Genomic DNA, 24294 nt, shown 5'->3' with positions numbered 1-24294 from the left:
CAAATTCAAGGTTAAATTTATAACAAATTATTTAATAATAAATTATTTTACTTCACTAATGTAAGTAGCTAAATCAACTAATTTAGTTGAGTAACCAAATTCATTATCATACCAAGAAATAATTTTAAAGAAGTTATCACTTAAAGCAATACTTGCTTCAGCATCAAATACTGAAGTTCTTGGTTCAGATACAAAATCTTGAGAAACTACAGCTTCTTCTGTATAACCTAATACACCAGCCATTTCATTTTCAGAAGCTTCTTTAATTGCAGCTTTTACATCATCAAAAGATGCACCTGTTTTAGTTCTAACAGTTAAATCAACTACAGATACATCTGGAGTTGGTACTCTAAATGCCATACCTGTTAATTTTCCGTTTAATTCAGGAATAACTTTTCCTACTGCTTTTGCAGCTCCAGTTGATGAAGGAATAATGTTAGCAATAGCACTTCTACCACCTCTCCAGTCTTTTCTTGAAGGACCATCAACAGTTAATTGAGTTGCAGTTGTTGCGTGAACAGTTGTCATTAACCCTTCTAAAATTCCAAATTTATCGTTAATAACTTTAGCTATAGGAGCTAAACAGTTAGTAGTACAAGATGCATTAGATACAATAGTATCGTTAGCTGTAATATTTTTATGGTTTACACCCATTACAAACATTGGCGCATCAGCTGAAGGTGCAGATATTGCAACTTTTTTAGCTCCTGCTTTAATGTGTTTTCCAGCTCCTTCTAAATTAGTAAAGATACCTGTACAATCTAAAACTATTTCAGCACCAACAGCATCCCATTTTAAATCTTCTGGATTACGTTCTGCAGTAATTCTAATTTCTTTTCCGTTTACTACTAAATTTCCATTTGCTACTTCTACAGTACCATCAAATTTTCCGTGAACTGAATCGTATTTTAATAAATAAGCTAAATGCTCTACATCTAATAGATCGTTAATTCCTACTACTTCTACATTTGGTCTTGCAGCTGCTACTCTAAAAGCAATTCTACCAATTCTACCAAATCCGTTAATTCCAATTTTAATTGTTGACATTTTAATCGTTTTAATTAATTATAAATAATATTTACACTGAAGTAATTTCAGCTACTTTTAGTAATTCTTTGTTAATATCGTGGTTCATTTTAATGGCTTTATTTAAACCAACTGTTGACACCTGATTATTTGTTATTCCAACCATAACACCTGTTGATCTATCAAGTAGAGCTTCAACTGCAGCTACTCCTAATCTACTTGCTAATACTCTGTCAGAACAACTTGGTGAACCTCCACGTTGCATATGCCCTAAAACTGATACTCTAATATCATAAAAAGGATATTTTTCTTTAATATGATCAGCTAATTCAAATACATTTTTACCTATTTTGTCTCCTTCAGAAACAACAACTATACTTGAAGATTTTCCTTTTTCTCTACTTATGGTTAAAGATTCTTCTAATCTATCTAAACCTAAATCTTTTTCAGGAATTAAAATTTCCTCAGCACCTGCTCCAATTCCTGTATTTAAAGCTATAAAACCAGCATCTCTTCCCATAACTTCTATAAAAAATAGTCTGTTATGTGAACTCGCAGTGTCTCTAATTTTATCAATTACTTCAACTACTGTATTTAATGCGGTATCATATCCAATAGTTCTATCAGTACCATAAATATCATTATCAATTGTTCCTGGTATTCCAACAACTGGAAAATTAAACTCTTGAATAAATTTTAAAGCACCTGTAAAAGTTCCATCACCTCCAATAACCACTAAAGCTCCAATACCTTCTTTTACTAATTGATTATAGGCTTTTTCTCTACCTTCTTCGGTTTTGAACTCCTCTGAACGAGCGGATTTTAATATAGTTCCTCCTTTGTTAATTATATTACTAACCTCTCTAGCCGCTAAAGGTTTAAAATCTCCTTCTATCATTCCTTGGTATCCTCTATATATACCAATACAATCCATCCTGTAGTATGTACATGCTCTAACTACTGCACGTATTGCTGCATTCATTCCTGGAGCATCTCCTCCAGATGTTAATACAGCTATCTTTTTAATTGGTTCATTCATTGTTAAAAATTAGATTTCAAAGGTACTTTTAATGCGGTTTTTTTCCTACACATGAGACTTTTATTCACTAAAACGATTTCGATAAGAACCATCAAATTTAGTTAAAAAAAAGCTTACTTAAAAAACTAGTTTTCAATATTTTAAAATAAAAGCTAGAAAATTGAATAATTGGTGAATTATGCAAAAAAACTTAACAAAATGTTAATATAAATTCAACACATTTAAAATTGCTTAATCTTGTTTTAAAACACAAAAAAACTCCATTACGAAAATGGAGTTTTTTTTAATTATAATTAATCAAAAAAATTATTGAAGTTTAAATATAAACGATGTCAACGTATCTAATTTTATATTTACTTCTCCAATTCCATTTTTAACATTTAAAGTCACTTTTTGCTTCTGATACAATTGATCTAACATTGTATATCTTCCATCTTTTAAATTCCATTTTTCAATTATTTTTGAAGGAATTTTTAAATCTAAATCATAATTTACTAAATCATCAAAATTAGAAATTATTAACAATTTTTCTTTATCACTCCAACGTACAAACGAAAATATTTTACGCGTATAGTTGTCTAATTTTCGCCTGTTATAGTGATGAATTTCAGCATATTCACCCATTAATGCTTCACTTTTTATTGTAAAGTTTAATAAACGCTTATAAAAATCGCGTAAATCTTTTTCTTCTGAAGTAGATTTTCCACCATCAAATTTACCTTCATTCATCCAACGTTGATGAGTTGGCACACCAATGTAATCGAAAATTGAAGTACGTGTTGGAGAACCAAATCCAGCATTCTCTGCTCCAGGCTCACCAACTTCTTGCCCAAAATAAATCATAGTAGGCGAAGTACTAATTGTTGCTGAAACTACCATGGCTGGCTTCCCTTTTTCTGCTAAACCCGCAAAATCTGGACTTGCAATACGTTGCTCATCGTGGTTTTCAAGAAAATGCAACATATTATGCTCAATATCTGCTTTATAGTCTTGGATTCCAGTTATATGATCTGTCCAACCGTGACCTTGCATAATATTTTTAATAGTATCATATAAAGCTACTTTATCGTATAAATAGTCCATTTTACCATTGTGGATATAACTTCTATACATATCTGGATTGTACACTTCTGCCAATAAAAAAGCATCAGGATTTACCATTTTTATAGCTGAATTCATATAACTCCAAAACTCTACAGGAACCATTTCTGCCATATCATAACGGAAACCATCAACACCTTTTGCTGTCCAATACAGCGCAATATCTTTAAATTTCACCCAAGAACTTGGTACAGTTTTATCTTTCCAAAATTCAAAATGAGCTTTGTAATTCTCTTTGTCAAATCCTTCAGGTAATTCATTAAAATCTTTTCTTCCATCAGGGCTAACACCGTAGTTTATTTTTACAGTTTCGTACCAATCGTTTACATCTGGACGTGATGCACGAGATCCATTCCCTGTCCATTTTGCAGGATTTTCATTAAATTTCCCATTTGCTAAAGGATGATTTTCTCCTCCTAAAGGCAAATAACCATCTCTCCATTCTGGTACCTGAAAAGCTTCTCCAGGATTGTAATAAAAGTTATTATTAACGTCGTATTGTTTTGTTTTATCATCACTTTTTCCAAAAGGTTCAGCGCCTTTTGGAGTTGATTTCCCTTCATAATTACGCGCTACATGATTTGGAACAATATCTATAATCACCTTCATTCCTGTTTTATGAGTACGTTCAATCAACGCTTCAAACTCTTCTAATCTATTTTCAACATTTACTGCCAAATCAGGATTCACATTGTAATAATCTTTAACGGCATACGGCGAACCTGCTCTACCTTTTACAATATCTGGATCATCATTTGAAATTCCAAACTTGGTATAATCTCTTATTACATCGTGATGTGGAACTCCTGTATACCAAACATATGTTACGCCTAAATCCTTTATTTCTTGAAGTGCTTTTTCTGTAAAATCGTTGAATTTTCCAACACCGTTTTCTTCAATAGTTCCCCACGGCTTATTTGTAGTATTTGTATTTCCAAACAGACGTGTAAACACTTGATAAACGACTTCCTTATGAGCTTTTTTATCTTTCATCTTCTTTTTATCTTCTTTATTCTCCTTATTGCAAGCTGCTAAAATAACAATTAACGTAACAATTACACTTAAATATTTTATTTTCATAATGTTAAATTTTAATCAAACTAATTGCAAAACCTCCACCTGCTGCCAAATGAAATTTTTCTTTTGACTTATTTGTGATTTCAATAGTTCTAATAGTTAAATCGGTTGGATTATTATTCCAATGTGCGTTTTTTCCATCTTCATAAATAGTTGCTTTATATAAAACTTCTTCATCTAAAAAGCTGAAATCAATTTCTAAATCTCTTGCATTTTCATCCGTAATTCCTCCAACAAACCAATTTTCTGAAGTTCTTTCTTTACGAGCAATAGTTACAAAATCTCCTATTTCACCATTTAAAACTTCTGTTTGTTGCCAATCTACACCAACATCTTTAATAAACTGAAGTGCTGGATTTCCTTCGTAATGCTCTACCAAATCTGCTGCCATTTGAACAGGACTATAAATCACCACATACAAAGCTAATTGCTGTGTTATGGTTGTATTTACCTGATTATCTTTTTTATACTTATTGAATTTAATATTGAAAATTCCCGGCGTATAATCTATTGGACCAGCCAACATTCTAGTAAATGCAATAATTGGTAAATGCTCTGGCGGATTTCCACCATCGCTAGACCACGCATTAAATTCTTGCCCTCTTAATCCTTCGCGTGAAATGGTGTTAGGATATGTTCTTCGTAATCCTGTTGCTTTAATTGGTTCGTGTGCATTAATAGCGACTTGATATTTAGCAGCTTTAATAACTGCATTGTTGTATTGATTCACCATATACTGACCGTGATGAAATTCTCCCTTCGGAATAATTTTACCAACATAACCCGTTTTTACAGCGTGAATTCCTAGACTTTGCATTAATGCATATGCAGTATCTTGCTGTTTTTCATAAGTTTGCGTGGCCGCAGAAGTCTCGTGATGCATAATAATATCAACACCTTTTTCTTTTCCGTAACGTACAACTTCTTGCAAATTATAATCTGGATATGGAGTTACAAAATCAAACACACCTTCTCTATCTTCAAAACCAATCCAATGTTCCCAACCAGTATTCCAACCTTCAACCAAAACACCTCTAATATTATTTTTTGCTGAAAAATCTATAAATCGTTTAGCGTTTTCAGTTGTTGCTCCGTGTTTTCCGTGAGCCTTTCCTGTATCTTTCCATTCACCATCAATTTCTTCCATTCCATAATCCCAAGAAGATTTACCTAAATGCATTTCCCACCAAATACCAGTATATTTTGTTGGTTTAAACCACGAAACATCACCTAATTTATTTGGCTCGTTTAAATTTAAAATCAATTTTGAAGCGATTAAATCTTTGGCTTCTTCTGCAATTTGAATGGTTCGCCAAGGCGTATTAAAAGGAACGTTTTGCTTTACTTTATACGAATGATTTTTTGAACCAACCAATGTGCTTTTCATTTTAAAAGTTGTAAGTTCAACCTCTAATGTCATTCCTGAATAATCAACTAAACTAGCTTCGTGAAAACTTAAATGCAAACCATTTTCTGTTTTCATTGTTACAGGCGTATTTACAGCATTGTTAGGGATTGAAGTTTGCGCTAAATTCTCGTGCCCAGATAATTTTAAAGCATCTATTTCACTAAACTTTGTGGTATTGTATAAATGCTCGTAAATATCCCAATCACCTGGAATCCACCATACTTTATGATCTCCAGTTAAATTGAATTCGGTATTTTCTTCAGTAATTAATACTTCTTTTAAGTTATCTTGTTCTGGAAATTCATATCTAAATCCAACTCCATCATTAAAAACTCTAAAAACAATGTTTAATTTTCTTTTTAATGCAGATGTTTCTTGAAGTTCAACTTTTAACTCATTGTAATTGTTAACAACATCAATTTGTTCTCCCCAAGACATTTTCCAAGTTTCATTAAAACTAGAACTTGTTGCTTTTATTAGTTGAAAATCACCAGATAATGCTGCTGTATTTTCTAGATCAAAGCCTAATTTTGAAGTTTTTATTACTTGGTTATTTTTATGAGTGATTTTATACGTTGGCTCACCTTTTTCATTCAACTCAAAATTGATTTGAATGTTTTCGTCAGGAGAAACAACTTCTGTTTTATTTTCGGATGCCGAATTACAAGCAACCAAAAAACTTATTAAAACAACTAAAAAACTTTTTAATATTTTCATTTTTTGAAATCTAATTTTTTATCGTCAACCTGAACTTGATTTAGGTTCTCATAATGTTTGACTCTAGTAAAATGAGATTCTGAATCAAGTTCAGAATGACGAAATTCTTTTTATTAAATTACTTTTCTTCTAGTAATACAATTGAAAATGGTGAATCAATTACAACTTTTCCACTTTTAACTATCCCTGTTTTTCCTGAATAAGCATCTTTTAAAGCAGTTCCTTCAGGAAATAGTTCTCCTACATTTATTTCTTTTTCTCCTTCAATTAAATCTAAACCAACTATAACCGCATCTTTAAAATTCTCTTTGATATAGGTTCTTTGAAAAACATAAGGAGCTTCAGAAATCATTTTATGAACTCCTGCTCCAACACTTGGATGATTACTTCTAAACTGTCCTAATTTTTGCCAATGCGTTAAAATTTCTTGAGTTTTTGGATTGTTTTCAATGTCATTCCAATTCATTAATGAACGAAGATTTGCATCTCCATTTGCATCTTCAACAATTAAAGGTCTGGCAGATTCATCTCCGTAATAAATTTGTGAAGCTCCAGGGCACAATAATAATTTAGTTGCTGACTCAAAAGGTTTTGTACGCTCTTTATCAAAAGGTTGGCCATCATCGTGTGAACTCACATAATTTAATACTCCAAATCCTTTTAATTCATTATTTAATATTGAAGAATATCTTGAGAACAATTCTTCATAGCTACTTTGAGCAGCATTCCATTTAAATTCAAAATTAATTTGACTTGAAAATTTACCATCAAAATAATTCACTTTTTTATCTCCAAAATCAAAATATTTCCCTCCTGAAATTCCATAGTTATATATTTCTCCTACTAGAAAAAAGTTGTTATCATCAATTACCTTATCTGGATTGTTCTTTTTAAATTCAGCAAAGGCAGCATCGCAAACCGATTTAAAATCTCCCCAAACATTTGCTTCTGTATGTTTAACGGTATCAGCTCTGTAACCATCAATTCCAAATTCAGTAATATAATCTGAAAGCCATTTCATTATATAATATTTTGGAGCTTTTGGATAACCCGTTTTAGCAAAAAATGCATCTAACTCCTTTAACTCTTGCTCATAACGCCCTTCAGCTTTCCATTTTTCAACTAGCTGTTTTGGTAATTCTACGTTTTCTTCACTTTCTGTTTTTATATCTGGCAAATTCTTAACCAAGGTGCAAGTTACTGTAGATTCAAAATCTTGATAATTACATTGTGGACCTGTTCTAACCCAATTTTTTGGATAAACTGAATCTTTATCTGTTACTGGTCCAGTATGATTTATAACCGCATCTAACACAATTCTAATACCATTTTTATGCGCCACCGCAACCAATTTTTTTAAATCTTCTTTGGTTCCAAAATTTAGATCTAAAGATGTCCAATCTTTGGTCCAATATCCGTGAAAACCATACGAAAGTCCTGTTCCTTCATCAACCGCTCCGTGAATTTGCTCCACAATTGGTGTCATCCAAATTGCATTAACACCTAAATTGGTAAAATAACCTTCTTCAATTTTTTTAATAACACCTTTTAAATCTCCACCTTTAAAACCTCTCAATTTTGCAGCGTTGTCTTTTCTATCAAAACTTAAATCGTTTAAAGTATCGCCATTATTAAAACGGTCGGTTAACATAAAATAAATGTTTGCATTTTCCCAAATAAATGGCACATCGGGTTTTACTGGCTCCATAGCTTTTACTTGTTTTTCTTTACAACTTGTTAGCGCTATTAAAATTATTAAAAGTAAACTGAATTTTTGCATTGATTAAATTTTTATTTTTAGTTCTATTTCTTTTGAAGTATCCCAAATTACAGGAATATTCAATGTTTTATTTTCTGAATTATAGTTGAAGTTCTTCAAACAATTTTTCTCCAACTTCACTTTTTTGGGAAGTCTTTTTATATTATGAATTATTAAATTAATTTGCTTTGTTGATGTTTGAAATTTCGCTCCAACTTCAGCTTCAAAATCAATTTCAAGCCAACGTTTTTCTTTTTCGGCTTCAAATTTTAAAATTTCATACATTCCTTTTTCAAAAGCCATTCTTGTTACACCATCATCATTGTATAACTTGTAATTAGTTTCTGAAACAGTTTCATCAAAATAAAAGTGTAAATCGAACTTTTTTAAATTATATGTTGAAGTATTTTGTATTGGTTGAATCATTGGAATAAACGAACCTCCACGAACATAGGTTGGAATATTTTCTTCTCTTAACTGAATAGTATTTGTTTGTCCACCTTCAATTTTTTCATTTGTATAAAAATCAAACCAATTTGAACCTTTAGGAAACACAACTTCTTGCTCTTTTATTCCTGCAGAAACAACAGGACTTACCAAAAATGAATTTCCCCATAAATAGGTTTTATCTACTTCAATTAAACTTTTATCTTCAAAAAATAATGGGCGCATTAATAAACTTCCATTCTGGCTATTTTTAAAAGCTAAATTATAATTATAAGGCAATAGACTGTAACGTAATTCAATAGATTTTTTAGCTAAAACTTTTGTTTTTTGTTCTCTAAAAATTGGTTCCGAAGGAACTTCTTCTTGTGCGTGTGGACGATAAATTGGCTGAAAAACACCGTATTGCAACCAACGTGTATACAACTCGTTATCTAAATTTGCTCCAGCAAATCCACCCAAATCGGAATGCATATATGCCAAGCCTTGCATTCCCATTTGTAATGAGATTTCCATTTGAGGCTTAAGTCCGCCCCAAGTTCTATTTACATCACCCGACCAAGGAATCATTCCATAACGTTGCGCTCCAGAATAACCTGCACGCATTAAAATAAACGGACGCTCATTTGGAAATTCTTTTTCGTAACCTTTGGCAATTAATTTTGCCCATTCGCTACCGTAAATATTGTGTACTTCATCGGCAGTTCCTGTTGCGTGTATTAAATCTGATGGATGCACTTCTGGCTCGCCTAAATCTCCCCACCAACCTTCTACTCCATAACTTTTTAAGTCTTTATAAATATTCCAAAACCATTTATTTCCTTCAGGTTTAAAAATGTCTATAATCCCAGTATTTCCAAAGTAAAAATCGTACGTATAAGGTTTTCCATCTTTTGTTTTTCCAAGAATATCTTCTTTCACAGCTTCGTCCCAACGGTTTGATGTTGTTAATACAAACGGCTCGGTAATTAAAATGGTTTTTACGCCTTTTTCTTTTAAATCAGCAACCATTTTTTTAGGGTTTGGAAACGAATCTCTATCAAATTTTAGATTTCCCATAGTTCCTTTAATATCTTTTCCAAACCAATATAAATCTAAAATAATAGCATCAACCGGAATTTTTTCTTCCTGAAATTTATCAATAGTTTTAATAGTTTCTTTTTGAGAATGATACCCAAATCTACTTGAAAAATTACCCAAAGCCCAACGTGGAATTAATGGCTGAAAACCTGTTAAACTCACATAATTTTCAACAACTTCTTTCCAATCGTCTCCAGCAATAATTTGATACGTTTTTCGACCTGAAATAATTTCGTAAGTAAGTGAATTATCTCCTTTACTATCCAAATCTAAATAGCCAACTGGAGCATTATCAAAATGAATAGCGTACATTTTTGAAGAATAAACCACCGGAATGGTAAAGTTCATTAATTCAGAATGCGTTTCGTAACCATAATGCGCTCTGTTGTATAAAGGTAATCGGTTTCCTCTTCGGTTCATTCCTAAAGCTCTTGCGCCACCACCATACAATACTTCATCTTGCGTTAAATTAAACTCTATACGTTCGGTTTCTTCAGTAACAATATTGCCTTTTACCAAATCCATTGGTTCGTGTTCAGCTTTATAATATCCTTTTTTTTCAGAAATTAAAAAATTGTCTTCGTAGTAATATGAAATTTGAAATGGAGAATGGTTGATTTTTACTGAAATATCTTTCATTTTTATTTCAGTCATTCCAGAAGTTTTAACAATTTCCATTTCTACAGCCTCTGTATTTAAAACAACTGCGTAAGAATTTGGATTGAATGTTGCACCATTTGGAATAAACGAAGTTTCTATAATTTCGTTTCCATAAGGTTGAAAACGATACAAACCATCGCTTGTTTTTACTTCAACGTACGATTCAAATTTTGTTACCTTTTCAAACTTTCTATTTGCATTTTGTGCATAGAAAATTGTGGTGGAAAGAAAAAAAAGGAATATAAAAAATTTTATAGATTTCATTTAGACTTGTTTTATACGTCAACCTGAACTCGTTTCAGGTTCTCATCATAAGATTCTGAAACAAGTTCAGAATGACGAGTTTATAAATTATTTTTTCAATAAAAACTCTACTGGAATTTGAAAACGTTGATTCCAAGAATTTTCTGAATGATCGTGACCTTCAAATTTTAAATTTCTTGAATTTTTTTCATCATATCCTTTAGATTTCAATATTTCATCAACTCTATGTTGGTATGGCAAGTAGAACTTATCTAAAGTTCTTGTACCATAGTCAAAATAGATTTTGTGTGTTTTTGGCGATGGTAAATTTTGTTCTAAATAACTAAAAAATGTTTCAGGAATTGGGTTGTTTTCAAAAGGAACAAAACCAATCCAATGTGTTGACAAACAAGCAGCTCCACCAAATACTTCAGGGTACTCGCAAATAGCATACATAGAAATTAATCCGCCCATACTTGAACCCGAAACAAACGTGTTTTCTACATCTGTTTTTACTGAAAAATTAGCATCAATTACAGGTTTTACTTCTTCAACAATAAATTTTAAATAGTTATCTGAATCCATTTTGTTACTCGCCAAATACTTATTTTGAGTTTTTGCATAACTAGCTACAGAATCTTTAATTTTTTGCGGAATTGCTTCAAATGGTTTTTGTGGATAATAATCTGAATGACGAATATCTGCGTGATTCCAAATTGCAACAACAATGGTGTTTTTTATTTTTCCTTCAGCAATTAAACCTCCAACTATTTCATCTACTTTCCATTCTTGTTTGTTCCAAGTAGTTTCAGCATCAAACAACATTTGACCATCGTGCATATACAAAACTGCATATTTTTCATTTTCTGAATAATCTTCTGGTAACCAAACATCAACGGTTCTTGGGCGCACATATTTTGACGGAAAAGTATCTATTCTTTTAATTGTTCCTGAAGTTAATTTTCCTTTATAGTCTGTAAACTTTATTTTAACTACTTCTTTTTGAAGTTCTTTTTTTGTTGCTTCCGCACAAGAAAATGTTATGACTAATAAGAGAAGAATTGCTATATTTCTCATTGTTAATTGTTTACGAATTCCTAACAGCGTAGGAATAACGATTACCTGAACTTATTTTGAGTCCTAATAATATTTAGGTACCAGTAAGGTGTGATTCTGAAACAAGTTCAGAATGTCGTCTCATCACACTATAATTTTGTAGTTAAAATTGTAATTCCTTTTTCTTTTAAACTTAAAGTGTTTTCCCAATTAAATATTGAATCTGAAATAATATTTTTCACATCTTTTCCTTGTAATCCGACCTCTTTAAATCTAGATAAATCTAAAACTACTTCACCTTCATTTTTATTTAAAATTATGGTAACAATTTCATTGTTTTTAATTCTGAATAAAACATAAACACCATTTTGAGGTCCAAAATGAACAGTTTCTCCATTATGAATTGCTTCGCTATTTTTTCTATAATTTAATATTTTTTTTAAGAAAGATTGCATCTCTTTTTGGTCTGCACTTAATTCTTCTCCTGTAAAAGCATTTACTGTATCTTCATTCCAACCTCCAGGAAAATCGGTTCTAATTAAACCATGATCTCCCGGTTTTGCTGAATCATTCATTAAAATTTCAGTTCCATAATAAATTTGAACTACACGTGGTAATGCCAACATATAACCTAAAGCCATTTTAGTATTTACTACATTTTCATTTAGCTGTGTATAAATACGGCTCATATCATGATTATCTGGGAAAATTAAAATATCGTTTGGGTTTGGATAATAAAAATCGTTAGCCAAACCTTGATACATTTTAACTAAACCAGTATCCCAAGACTCTTCTTCATTTAAAGCATCTACAATATTTCGTTGCATTGGAAAATCCATAGTAGACGTTAAATTAGATTCGTATCCATCTTTATTTTTTGCTCCTGTTTGCCAATAACCAACTAATAATGGGTTTAAGCTCCACTCCTCGCCTACAATACTAAAATTAGGGTATTCTTGCATAATGGCTTTTGCCCATTTGCTCATAAAATGTTTATCGGAATATGGGTACGTATCTTGACGAATTCCACCTAAATCTAATGTTTCTACCCACCAAATACTATTTTGAATTAAATAAGTTGCTAACAAGCTATTATTTTGATTTAAATCGGGCATTGATTTTACAAACCAACCTTCATTCATTATTTTTGAATCAGCTTTTGAAGCGTATAAATCTTGATTAACTGTTCGTCTGTGATTGGTTGTTATAACGTTACCATTTTTAAAATCTTCTTGATAATTTATCCAATTATTTGCAGGTAAATCATTCATCCACCAATGTTCACTTCCAATATGGTTCACCACCTGATCCATAATTAATTTGATACCTTTTTCTTTTGCTTTTGAAGAAAGGTTTATATAATCTTCTAAAGTTCCAAAACGTGGATCTACTTCATAAAAATCAGTCATTGCGTAACCATGATATGAGCTTTCATCCATATCGTTAATTAACAAAGGTGATGGCCAAATTGCCGTAAACCCCATTTCTTCAATATAATTTAAATGATTTGTAATCCCTTGGATATCTCCACCATGACGTGCATAATCATTATTTCTATCAATTCCTTGCTCGTTTAATCCAATTTCTTCATCGTTTGAAGTTGTTCCATTTGCAAAACGATCGGGTGTAATTAAATACATTACATCACTACTATTAAATCCTTCTCTATTTTCTGATGAAGGAATTCGCTGTTTTAAATCATATTCAATAGAAAAATTAGTCTTATTATTATTTGAGAAACTAATATTAAACTGCCCAACAACTGCTTTTTCAAGGTTTAAGCTTAAAAAAAGGTAATTGCTATTTTCTGTTTTTTTTATTTCAAGTAACTCAACTGACGAATTATTAATTGAAGGTGTGTATTGAGCTATATTTTCTCCATAAATCATCAATTCTAATTGATTATTATTCATACCAACCCACCAATACGGAGGTTCTATTTTATGTATATTTTGACCGCTCATATTTACAATTATGAATAAAAATACTATATAGAAACTAATTTTTTTCATTGGAACTATATTTTAAAAATAATTCCTGTAAAAAAATAAAAATACTATTTTTTTACAGGAATAGCTTTGTTAAAGTATTATTAATTGATTTGCCGGAATTAAAACCTCTTTTTTATCAACAAACATTTTTATTTCTTTATCAGATTCATTTATAAATTTACATTCGTTTTGACTTTTGTAAACTTTTATAATACTGCCTCTAAAATTAATTGTAAATGAATACGATTTCCATTCTTTTGGTATTTGAGGATTGAATGATAATAGACCGTTTTCCCAAACACGCATTCCTCCAAAACCTTGAACAACTGACATCCAAGTTCCTGCCATACTTGTAATGTGACAACCTTCGTGAACCTCGTGATTGTAATCATCTAAATCTAAACGAGCTGTACGTAAATATTGCTCGTAGGCTTTTGGCATTCTGTCTATAGATGCTGCCAAAATAGAATGTACACATGGTGATAAAGATGATTCGTGAACAGTTAAAGGTTCGTAAAAATCGAAATGACGTTCTACTTCTTCTTTTGAAAATCTGTCTTCAAATAAATACATACCTTGTAAAACATCCGCTTGTTTAATATAACAAGAACGTAAAATTCGATCCCATGACCATTTTTGATTGATAGGACGTTGAGATTTATCTAGCTTTTCAACTGGAATAATTTCTTTGTCTAAAAAACCGTCTTGTTGTAAAAATACTTGTTTTTCTTTATTAAAAGGAAAATACATATTATCTGCAACCTTCAACCAATTGTATGTTTCTTCAATAGTTAAATTTGTTTTATCTAAAATTCTATCAAAATCTTCTGTAAAATTATGTTGAACTTTATTTAAACAATCTACCGTATACTCAATACACCACTTTGCTAAATAGTTAGTGTAAAAGTTATTGTTTATATTGTTTTCATATTCATTTGGACCAGTAACTCCTAATATTACAAATTGCTTTTTAGCATCTGACCAATTGGCGCGTTGATGCCAAAAACGAGCAATAGCAATCATTACTTCTAAACCATTTGTTACTACATAATCAAAATCTTGTGTAAAATTTACATAGTTATAAATTCCATAAACCATGGCTCCATTTCTATGAATTTCTTCAAAGGTAATCTCCCATTCGTTATGGCATTCTTCACCATTCATTGTAACCATTGGGTATAGTGCTGCTCCGTTTTTAAAACCTAATTTTTCAGCATTTTCAATAGCTTTGTTTAATTGATTGTAACGGTATAATAGCAGGTTTTTAGCTACGCTGGCATCTTTAGTTGCCATATAAAATGGTATACAATATGCCTCGGTATCCCAATACGTACTTCCGCCATATTTCTCTCCAGTAAACCCTTTTGGACCAATGTTTAAACGAGCATCGGTTCCCATATACGTTTGGTTTAATTGAAAAATATTAAAACGTATTCCTTGTTGTGCTTCTATATCTCCTTCAATTACAATATCAGCAGTTTTCCAAATTTTTTGCCAAGATTTAATTTGAAAATCTAATAATTTTTCAAACCCTAATTCTTTAGCATTTTGAACATTTGATAGTGAAGCACTATTTAATTCTTCTATTTTATAATTTAATGAAGTTGTATAACTACCAAATTTAAAAATAGTAGTAACATCGCCTTCTTTAACATCAACAGCATACGAGTAGGTTAATTTTTTATCTTCTACAATTGTTTGTTGAACTGGAAAAATTTCTTCATTATTTAAGGTTAATGCAATTTGCATTGCAGTACTTACATGAAACTCTGTTTTTAGTGTTTTTGAAAGAATACATCCACTATTTTCACCTTCTACTACTTCTAGTATTTCCCAAAAGAATTCATCGTAATTGGTGTCTTCATTCATAATACCAGCATCCACATATGGTGAAAAAGTAATTTCACCTGAAAAATTGATTGCTTTTATTTTATACTCTATGGCTCCAACTTCATTAAACTCAATACTTATAAAGCGTTTTGCAAAAACTTCAATTTTATTTCCATTAGGTAGTTCGGCATTAAAAGAACGACTTAACCAGCCTTCTTTCATATTTAATTCACGCTTAAAATCTGAAATTTTACACGTATTTAAATCAAATATTACTTCATTAATTTTAATATGAATACCAATCCAGTTTGGAGCATTTAGCACTTTTGCAAAATACTCTGGATACCCATTTTTCCACCATCCAACTCTTGTTTTATCTGGGTAATAAATACCTCCAATATAACTTCCTTGGAAAGTTTTTCCTGAATAATCTTCTTCAAAATTGGCGCGTTGCCCTAAAGCTCCATTACCAATACTAAACAAACTTTCTGACGCTTCAACATTTTCGGCATCAAAGTCGTTTTCTATAATAGACCACTCATTTGGTACTATATAATTCTTGTTCATTCTCTAGTTTATTAGTTGGTTTAAAAAATCAGGCGTAAATCCTGTCATATCATTAAAAACAAAATCAGCTTGACCTAATACTTCTTGTTCACCAATTCCAACACAAGTCATATTTGCTGCTTTTGCTGCTTCAACACCTGCAATAGCATCTTCTACTACTACACAATTTTCGGCGTTCATTTCTAGTTTTTTAGCTCCAATTAAAAATACTTCTGGGTCTGGTTTAGCTTTTGAAACATCGTTACCATCAACTATTGCTGTAAAACGATTGTATAAACCAACTTTTTCTAAAATTAAAGGTGCATTTTTACTTGCTGAACCTAAAGCATATGTAATTTTATTTTCATCTAAAAAATCTAACAGACCTTTAACACCTGGAAGAATTTCTTCATCAGTCATTTTATTTACATACCCTAGATATTCTTCATTTTTTTTAATTAAGTATTTTTGTTTTTCTTCTTCTGAAATTTCAACTTTACCAATATTCAATAAAATTTCTAAAGATTTTACACGACTAACTCCTTTTAAAAGTTCGTTATGTTCTTCGGTAAATTCAAATCCTAACTGGTTTGCTAAATTTCTCCAAGCTAAAAAATGGTATTTTGCTGTATCCACAATTACACCATCTAAATCAAATATAAATGCTATTTTTTTCATCTGTTTAAGATTTTTTAAATTTCTGAATTTTCAAAAAAATTAAATACATTCAGAAATTAATATAAATTTTCATCATTCGATTGAATTAATTTAGAATGATGAAAATTTATTATTAGTTCATTTTTAATTATTTGTAATTACTTTATCATCAACATCTTTTACTCTTACAACTAATAGTGCTGCAATTATTAATGAAGCTCCACTAACTACCAGTGCATAAATTGGATTTCCACCATAAAGGTATTTAACCATTGGCCCACCAATTAAAGCGTTTAATATTTGAGGAAGTACTATAAAAAAGTTAAAAATCCCCATATAAACACCCATTTTTCTTGCTGGTATTGAACCTGCTAAAATTGCGTATGGCATGGCTAAAATACTTGCCCATGCAATTCCAATTCCAAACATTGATAAAAACAACCAATTTTCATTTGGCACAAAATAAATTGAAATTAAACCCAAACCTCCACAAATTAATGAAAAAGCATGTGTTTTTTTTCTTCCTATTTTTTTTGCAATTGCAGGTAAAAAAAAGGCATAAATAGCTGAAATACCATTATACACCCCAAATAAAATTCCAACCCAGTCACCTGCATTTTGGTATTCGGCGCCATGATCTTCTAAACCAAGTCCATAAATATGATGTGCAATTGCTGGTGTGGTAAATACCCACATACCAAATAATCCAAACCAAGAGAAAAATTGAACAGAACTTAATTGTTTCATTGTTAAAGGCATTTTCTTAAAATCAGAAAATATATTTAACAAACTAGACTCTTCTTCTTCAGGTTCTTCATGAGCATTTATTAATGCCATTTCTTCTGGAGTATACTCTTTAGTAGTAACTACTGTAACAACAATACTTATAACTAAAACAGCAGCGCCAATAATAAATGATAGTAATAAACTTAATGGCACTTCACCTTCTGAAACATTGTTTGAAACTCCAAACCAATTAGTTATTACATAAGGCAACCATGAACCAATTACTGCTCCAATACCAATTAAAATAGTTTGAACACTAAAACCTAATGTGCGTTGATCAGAAGGTAAAATATCTGCTACTAAAGCTCTAAAAGGCTCCATTGCAACATTAAACGATGCATCCATAATCATTAACATTCCAGCACCAACCCATAAAGCAGGCAAAAATGCAGTAAACATATCAGCATTAGGCATTAATATTAAACCTACCGATGCTAATAGTGCACCTGTTAAAAAATAGGGTCTTCTTCTTCCAAGCCTTGTCCATGTTTTATCACTATAATAGCCTATAATTGGTTGAACAATTAAACCTGTTAAAGGAGCAACAATCCAAAACCATGATAATTCATGTACATCAGCACCAAAAATTTGTAGTATTCTACTAGCATTTGCATTTTGCAGCGCAAAACCCATTTGAATTCCTAAGAACCCGAAACTCATGTTCCAAATTTCCCAGAAACCTAGTTTCCGTTTTTCCATTCCGTAAATATTAAATAATATAAAAACATTAAAGGTTAAATTACCTTTAATTAAATTGTGAAGTGTGAAGTAAATATAGTACTGTAAAATTGCTTTTACTCAACAAATATATAAATTATTTTCTAAATAATTCAAGCTTTTAAAATGTTCAATAGTTGAATTTTCTACAAAATTCAGTACTCTAACCTTTGAGTATATTGAAAATAAAATTTAAATTTTTAACTAATTATGTTTATTTTGAGTTTTTTTCTATTCTAAAATTGTAGATTCTCTAATTTTTAATGTTGGAGAAATAACCTCCTTAATATATTTTGAAGGTGCTTTGTGCTCAATTCTATTTATTAATAATTCAGCTGCTTGCTGTCCCATTAAAAATCCATGTTGCTCTACAGATGTTAATGAAGGAGTTGTAAATTCTGAAATTAAACCACTTGTAAAACCAATTACGGCAATATCATCTGGCAATACATAACCATGTTCTTGAGCTATTTTCATAGCAATTGCTGCGTAAATTTCATTAACTGCTAGTATTGCGTCTGGTTTTTCATCTTGTTGAAAAATCTGCTCTATTTGCTCGTATAAATCCTTACTATCATTTATTTTAAAAACTAAATCTTCGTTAACATCAATTCCACAATCTTGCATCGCTTTTCTAAATCCAATTTTTCTTAATGCCCCAACTGATATAAAATCTTCAGTAGTTAACAATGCTATTTTTCGCCTTCCAATTTCAATTAAATGTTTTGCGGCTTTATACGCTCCTGCAATATCATCAATAATAACTTGATCACATTCTAATGAGTCAGTTCCCCTATCAAACAGTACTAAAGGAAAACCATCTTTAGTTAAAGCTTTAAAGTGATTATAATCTCCTTTTTTTTGAGTTTCTCTAGCAACAGAAACTATTAATCCATCTACGCTTCCATTAGTTAGTAAACTTAAATTTGTCACTTCCTTTTCATATGATTCATTTGATAAACAAACCATTACATTATATCCTTTTTCATTTGCTCTCACTTCAATACCATCAATAACCGTAGAGAAAAAATGATGAACAATTTCTGGGATTACAACTCCAATAACCGATGTTTTTTGATTTCGTAATTGTAAAGCTAAACTATTGGGTTTATAATTATAATAATCTGCAAATGCCTTAATTTTTTCACGCAACTCTTCACCTATTTCATTACTGTTTTTAAGAGCTTTAGAAACAGTTGATATTGATACTTCAAATTCTTTTGCAATTGTTTTTAACGTGATTTTTGGCCTCATATAAATTACTAAACTATTTAATATTATCTATTCTATACAAATATAAGTTTTCCTAAAACATATGCATGTGATATTCTTAAAAAGATTCATTTTTTTAAATGTATTAATTACGTTTAAACAAAAAAAACATTAAAATATTTAAAATTATGTAAAAAAAACAAAAACTTCACTACAACGTTAGAGTGAAAAAGTTATAAACACGAAAACGTTATAGTAACCTAAAAAAGAACTCATATTATTGTTAAATTATTGTTAAGTCCTTACATTTATACTGTGAAATGTAAAGTTTTTTAGTACAAAACTTAAAATTAAACCTTAATTATTAATTAACTTAAAATAGATGAAAAATTTTAGAATTTTTTTGTTTAGTGTCTTATTTCTGTTTCCTTTAGCAATTTTTGCACAACAAACTGTAAAAGGTAAAGTAACAGAAGCAACCAGTAGCGATGGCTTACCTGGTGTAGACATTTTAATTAAAGGGACTACTAGAGGTGCCTCCACTGACTTTGACGGGAATTATGTTCTTGAAAACGTTAAAACAGGAGATATTTTAGTAGTGTCTTACTTGGGATTTAAAACTCAAGAAATAACTGTGAACTCAACTACTATTAACATTATGTTAGTAGAAGATACTGAATCTCTTGACGAGGTTATAGTAATTGGTTATGGTACCACAACTATTAAAGATGCAACTGGTGCTGTTTCTGCAATTACTGAAGATGATTTTAACCAAGGTAATATAGTCTCACCTGCTAGTTTAATTACTGGACGAGTTGCTGGTGTAAATGTAACTACTGATGGTACTCCAGGAGGTGGATCTGCTATTAGAATTAGAGGTGGAGCTTCTTTAGGAGCTTCAAATGACCCTTTAATTGTAATTGACGGATTACCAATTTCTAACTCTACTGCTGGTGGATCTAGATCAATTCTAGCTTCTTTAAATCCAAATGATATTGAATCTTTTTCAGTTTTAAAAGATGCATCTTCAACTGCTATTTATGGTTCTAGAGCATCAAATGGTGTAATTATAATCACTACAAAAAAAGGAAAACAAAGTTTTCAGGCTGAATACAATGTAAAAGTTGGTTACCAAACATTAGCTAATAAAATAGATGTTTTTTCTGCTGATGAATTTAGAGACATTATAACTTCAAGAATTGATGGTGGCCAAACTGGAATTAGCGTTGATCAATTAGGTACTGCTAATACAGATTGGCAAGATGAAATTTATCAAGAGAATATTACAATTGACCAAAATGTATCTGTAAATGGAATGCTTTATAATAAAGTTCCTACAAGGTTATCTATTGGGCATACAAAACAACCTGGTTTGCGTAAAACTTCAAAATTTGAAAGAGTTTCTTCTTCTTTAGCAATGAATCCAAAATTTTTCGATGACCATTTAAAAGTAAACTTAAATGCAAATTTAAATTTTGAATATAACAGATTTGCTGATGGTGTTGAAGGTGCTGCTTTAACTATGGACCCAACGCAACCAATATATGACTCTTCTTCTCCATTTGGTGGATTTTTTGAGTATTGGTATACAGATAGCGCAGGTTACGCTCAAACAATGAATGCTCCAAGAAACCCAGTTGCCAGTTTATTACAACGTGAAAACAAAAGTAATGTTAAACGTTTTTATGGTAATGTAGAACTTGATTATAAATTTCATTTTTTACCTGAATTAAGAGCTGTTGTTAACCTTGGTTATGATGAAATTGATGGTGGAGGTTACAATAAACTAGATGTAAATAGTGCTAACGGTCAACAACCTGAAGGTACCGATTTTTTAGGTGATTATTCAGAATATACAAGCTACAAAAAAAATAGTTTAGTAGACGCTTATCTAGTTTACAATAAAGAATTAGAAAACATTAACGTTGAAGTTACAGGTGGTTATTCATATCAAAAATTTGAAGCCGAAGATTATACTACTAATAGTTTAATAGATCCAGATGATGCTGAAGCTGATTACACTACTTATGCAGATGTTGTTTTAATAGGTTTCTTTGGAAGAACAAACTTATCGTTCTTTGACAAGTATTTATTAACTTTATCATATAGACGTGATGGAACTTCTAGATTTAGTAAAGATAACCGCTGGGGTAATTTCCCTGCAGCTGCTTTTGCTTGGCAAATTGGTGATGAAGATTTCTTAAAAGACTCTGAAACTATTTCAAAACTTAAATTACGTTTAGGTTGGGGTGTTACAGGTCAACAAGATATAGATGCAGCTTATGCTTATTTAGGAAGATATGTTACTGGAACATCAGTTTCTCAATACATTTTTGGAAACTCAACTTACCCTATTGCAAATCCTCAATCTATTTTTGAAGATATAAAATGGGAAGAAACTACAACCTATAATGTAGGTTTAGATTATGGTTTATTTGATAATCGAATTTATGGTTCATTAGAATTTTACCTTAAAGAATCTAAAGATTTATTATCTGAAGTATCTGTTGCCGATGGTTCTAACTTTAGTAATGTTGGTTGGCAAAATATTGGTAACTTCACTTCAAAAGGTATTGAATTTGCTATTGGATCAGATATTATAAAAAAAGAAGACCTTAATGTAAACGTAAATTACAATGTTACTTTTAATCAAACCGAAATTGATGAACTAGCAGCTGGTCAAGATATTGATACTGGTGGTATTGATGGTGGTACAGGTTCAAGCGTACAAGTTCACAGAGAAGGATTTGCTCCTTATTCATTTTTAGTTTATAAACAATTATACACTACTGCAGGAGATCCAATTGAAGGTGCTTATGTTGATCTTAATCAAGATGGAGTTATAAATACAGATGATAGATATATCTACAAAAAGCCAACAGCTGATATTACAATGGGATTCCAAACCAATGTAAATTACAAAGCTTTTGATTTAGCTTTTAACTTAAGAGCAAGTATCGGAAACTATATGTATAACAACGTAAACTCATCTAGAGCTCAATACAATTTATTACAAGCAACTGAAGCTTTAGGAAATATGCCAACATCAGTATTAGAAAGTAACTTTAATGAAACAAGTGAAGTTTTATTATCTGATTATTATGTAGAAAATGCTTCATTCTTAAAAATGGATAATGTAACACTTGGTTACACATTTAAACAAGCTAATGAAGATTCTGCTAAAATTCGTGTATGGACTGGTGTACAAAATGTATTTACAATTACAAACTACTCTGGGTTAGATCCAGAAGTTTTTGGAGGAATTGATAATACTATTTACCCAAGACCTAGAACATTTTTATTAGGTGCTAACTTTAATTTTTAATTAATAACAGATGAAAACAATTAATTTATATAAATTATTTTTAATTTTAGGTGTTATCGTATTCACTGTAAGTTGTACAGATGATTTAGATGTAATACCTCAAGATGACGATGAATTTTTATCAGAAGAATTTTATGCTCAACCTACTGCTTACAAACAAGCATTAGCTGGTATCTATGGTAACCTTTCATTAACAGGAACTGACGGTTCTGGATCATCAAACCTTGAAGGAATTGATGCTGGAACAAGTCAATACGCTAGAACACTTTGGTATTTACAAGATTTAGCTGCTGATGAGCCAATTTGGTCTTATGAAAATGACGAAGGTGGAGCTGTAAAAGCTATTCAACGTAATACATGGTCTTCAACTAACTCAATTTTATTAGGATTCTTTAGTAGAGCAATGTTCTCTGTTGCTTTAACAAACGAATATTTACGCCAAACTACACCTGAAATGTTAGAAGCTCGTGGTCACACAGCTGCTGTTGGAGGTGATATTGATGCTTATAGAGCAGAAGCAAGATTGTTAAGAGCAATGGCTTATTATCACTTAATGGACTTATTTGGAAAAGCTGCTTTTGTAACTGAAAATGATCCTGTTGGGACCTACCAAGGACCAGAATACAACAGAGAACAACTATTTAGTTATATTGAATCAGAATTAATAGCAATTGAAAGTGATTTAGTAGACGCAAGAAGTAATGAATACGGAAGAGCTGATAAAGCTGTAGCTTGGATGATTTTAGCAAAAATGTATCTAAATGCAGAGGTATATATAAATCAAGATAAAAATACTGAATGTATTACATATTGCAATAAAATTTTATCTTCAGGATATTCATTAGCAAGCGATTACGAATTAAACTTTTTAGCTGATAATGATTCAAACGAAGCTGCCCAAAATGAAATTATTTTTGGATTAGTAAATGATGGTGTAGTTACTCAAAATTACGGAGCTACCACAGTAATTATTAATGGTGAAGTTGGTAGTTTAGAAAGTAATGCTGCTGATCTTGGCGCAGAAGGTTGGGGTGGAGCTTTAAGAGTTAGAAAGCAATTTGCTCAAAGATTCTTAAACGGAGATGTTCCAACTACCGATCAAAGAAATACATTACTTACAGAAGGAAGAGAAATTGAAATAACTGATGTAGCAGACAGAGATTCTGGTTATATTATTACAAAATTTAAAAATGTAACTTCAACTGGTTCTGCAGGTTCAGACCCAACCTTTGTAGATACTGATTTTCCTATGTTTAGATTAGCTGATGTTAACCTAATGTATGCTGAAGCTGTTGTTAGAGGTGGATCTGGTGGAACTATAGCTGAAGCTGTAGATTATATCAACGATTTAAGAGATAGAGCAAATTCAACTCAAATTTCTGAAGGAAACTTAACTTTAGACTTCATAATTGATGAAAGATCAAGAGAATTATATTGGGAAGGACACCGTAGACAAGATTTAGTTAGATTCGGTTTATTTTCTGGAGGAAATTACAATTGGGTTTGGAAAGGTGGAAGTGCTAATGGTATTGCAATAGGAAGCCATATGGATATTTATCCTATTCCTGCAAATAACATGACAGCAAACCCTAATTTAACTCAAAATCCAGGGTACTAATA

At 31.0% G+C, this 24294-nt stretch carries 14 protein-coding genes; 2 read left to right on the top strand and 12 right to left on the bottom strand.

Annotated features, from left to right (window positions below; all coding sequences use genetic code 11):
- Positions 1 to 42: 42 nt before the first annotated feature.
- The 12 genes from gap to R3X25_RS14815 form a co-directional block, all read right to left on the bottom strand.
- A complete protein-coding gene (gene gap / locus R3X25_RS14870) occupies positions 43 to 1047 on the bottom strand; it encodes a type I glyceraldehyde-3-phosphate dehydrogenase (RefSeq protein WP_317675759.1) in 1005 nt (334 codons plus the stop codon).
- A gap of 31 nt (positions 1048 to 1078) precedes the next feature.
- Entirely contained in the window at positions 1079 to 2065 is a 987-nt protein-coding gene (gene pfkA / locus R3X25_RS14865; RefSeq protein WP_317675758.1) for a 6-phosphofructokinase, read from the bottom strand.
- A gap of 306 nt (positions 2066 to 2371) precedes the next feature.
- Positions 2372 to 4246, bottom strand: coding sequence for an alpha-amylase family protein (locus tag R3X25_RS14860; protein ID WP_317675757.1), 1875 nt, complete (start codon positions 4244 to 4246; stop codon positions 2372 to 2374).
- A gap of 4 nt (positions 4247 to 4250) precedes the next feature.
- The gene (locus R3X25_RS14855) at positions 4251 to 6368 is read right to left on the bottom strand and encodes a glycoside hydrolase family 97 protein (protein WP_317675756.1); all 2118 of its coding nucleotides are present in this window, start codon (positions 6366 to 6368) and stop codon (positions 4251 to 4253) included.
- Between the two features lie 118 nt (positions 6369 to 6486).
- Complete coding sequence (locus R3X25_RS14850; protein WP_317675755.1) at positions 6487 to 8148, bottom strand: alpha-amylase family glycosyl hydrolase; 1662 nt, start codon at positions 8146 to 8148, stop codon at positions 6487 to 6489.
- Between the two features lie 3 nt (positions 8149 to 8151).
- Positions 8152 to 10575, bottom strand: a complete 2424-nt coding sequence (locus R3X25_RS14845; RefSeq protein WP_317675754.1) for a TIM-barrel domain-containing protein — start codon at positions 10573 to 10575, stop codon at positions 8152 to 8154.
- Positions 10576 to 10662: 87 nt separating this feature from the next.
- On the bottom strand, positions 10663 to 11631 hold the full coding sequence (locus R3X25_RS14840) for an alpha/beta hydrolase (protein WP_317675753.1): 969 nt from the start codon (positions 11629 to 11631) through the stop codon (positions 10663 to 10665).
- Positions 11632 to 11759: 128 nt separating this feature from the next.
- Positions 11760 to 13622, bottom strand: coding sequence for a glycoside hydrolase family 13 protein (locus tag R3X25_RS14835; RefSeq protein WP_317675752.1), 1863 nt, complete (start codon positions 13620 to 13622; stop codon positions 11760 to 11762).
- 69 nt (positions 13623 to 13691) lie between these two features.
- Positions 13692 to 15998 carry a family 65 glycosyl hydrolase domain-containing protein gene (locus R3X25_RS14830; protein WP_317675751.1) on the bottom strand — a complete coding sequence of 769 codons (2307 nt, stop codon included), beginning with the start codon at positions 15996 to 15998 and terminating at the stop codon, positions 13692 to 13694.
- A gap of 3 nt (positions 15999 to 16001) precedes the next feature.
- On the bottom strand, positions 16002 to 16655 hold the full coding sequence (pgmB, locus tag R3X25_RS14825) for a beta-phosphoglucomutase (RefSeq protein WP_317675750.1): 654 nt from the start codon (positions 16653 to 16655) through the stop codon (positions 16002 to 16004).
- 123 nt (positions 16656 to 16778) lie between these two features.
- Entirely contained in the window at positions 16779 to 18119 is a 1341-nt protein-coding gene (locus tag R3X25_RS14820) for an MFS transporter (protein ID WP_317675749.1), read from the bottom strand.
- A gap of 249 nt (positions 18120 to 18368) precedes the next feature.
- Complete coding sequence (locus R3X25_RS14815; protein WP_317675748.1) at positions 18369 to 19391, bottom strand: LacI family DNA-binding transcriptional regulator; 1023 nt, start codon at positions 19389 to 19391, stop codon at positions 18369 to 18371.
- Between the two features lie 340 nt (positions 19392 to 19731).
- Between R3X25_RS14815 and R3X25_RS14810 the strand changes: the two genes are divergently transcribed.
- Complete coding sequence (locus tag R3X25_RS14810) at positions 19732 to 22674, top strand: SusC/RagA family TonB-linked outer membrane protein (protein WP_317675747.1); 2943 nt, start codon at positions 19732 to 19734, stop codon at positions 22672 to 22674.
- A 10-nt stretch (positions 22675 to 22684) separates the two neighbouring features.
- Positions 22685 to 24292, top strand: coding sequence for a RagB/SusD family nutrient uptake outer membrane protein (locus R3X25_RS14805; protein WP_317675746.1), 1608 nt, complete (start codon positions 22685 to 22687; stop codon positions 24290 to 24292).
- Positions 24293 to 24294: the final 2 nt, after the last annotated feature.

Source organism: Lutibacter sp. TH_r2, assembly GCF_033101135.1.
GTDB lineage: Bacteria > Bacteroidota > Bacteroidia > Flavobacteriales > Flavobacteriaceae > Lutibacter.
Note: the sequence above shows the minus strand (reverse complement) of the source record. Positions and strands in the feature narration are given on the sequence as shown.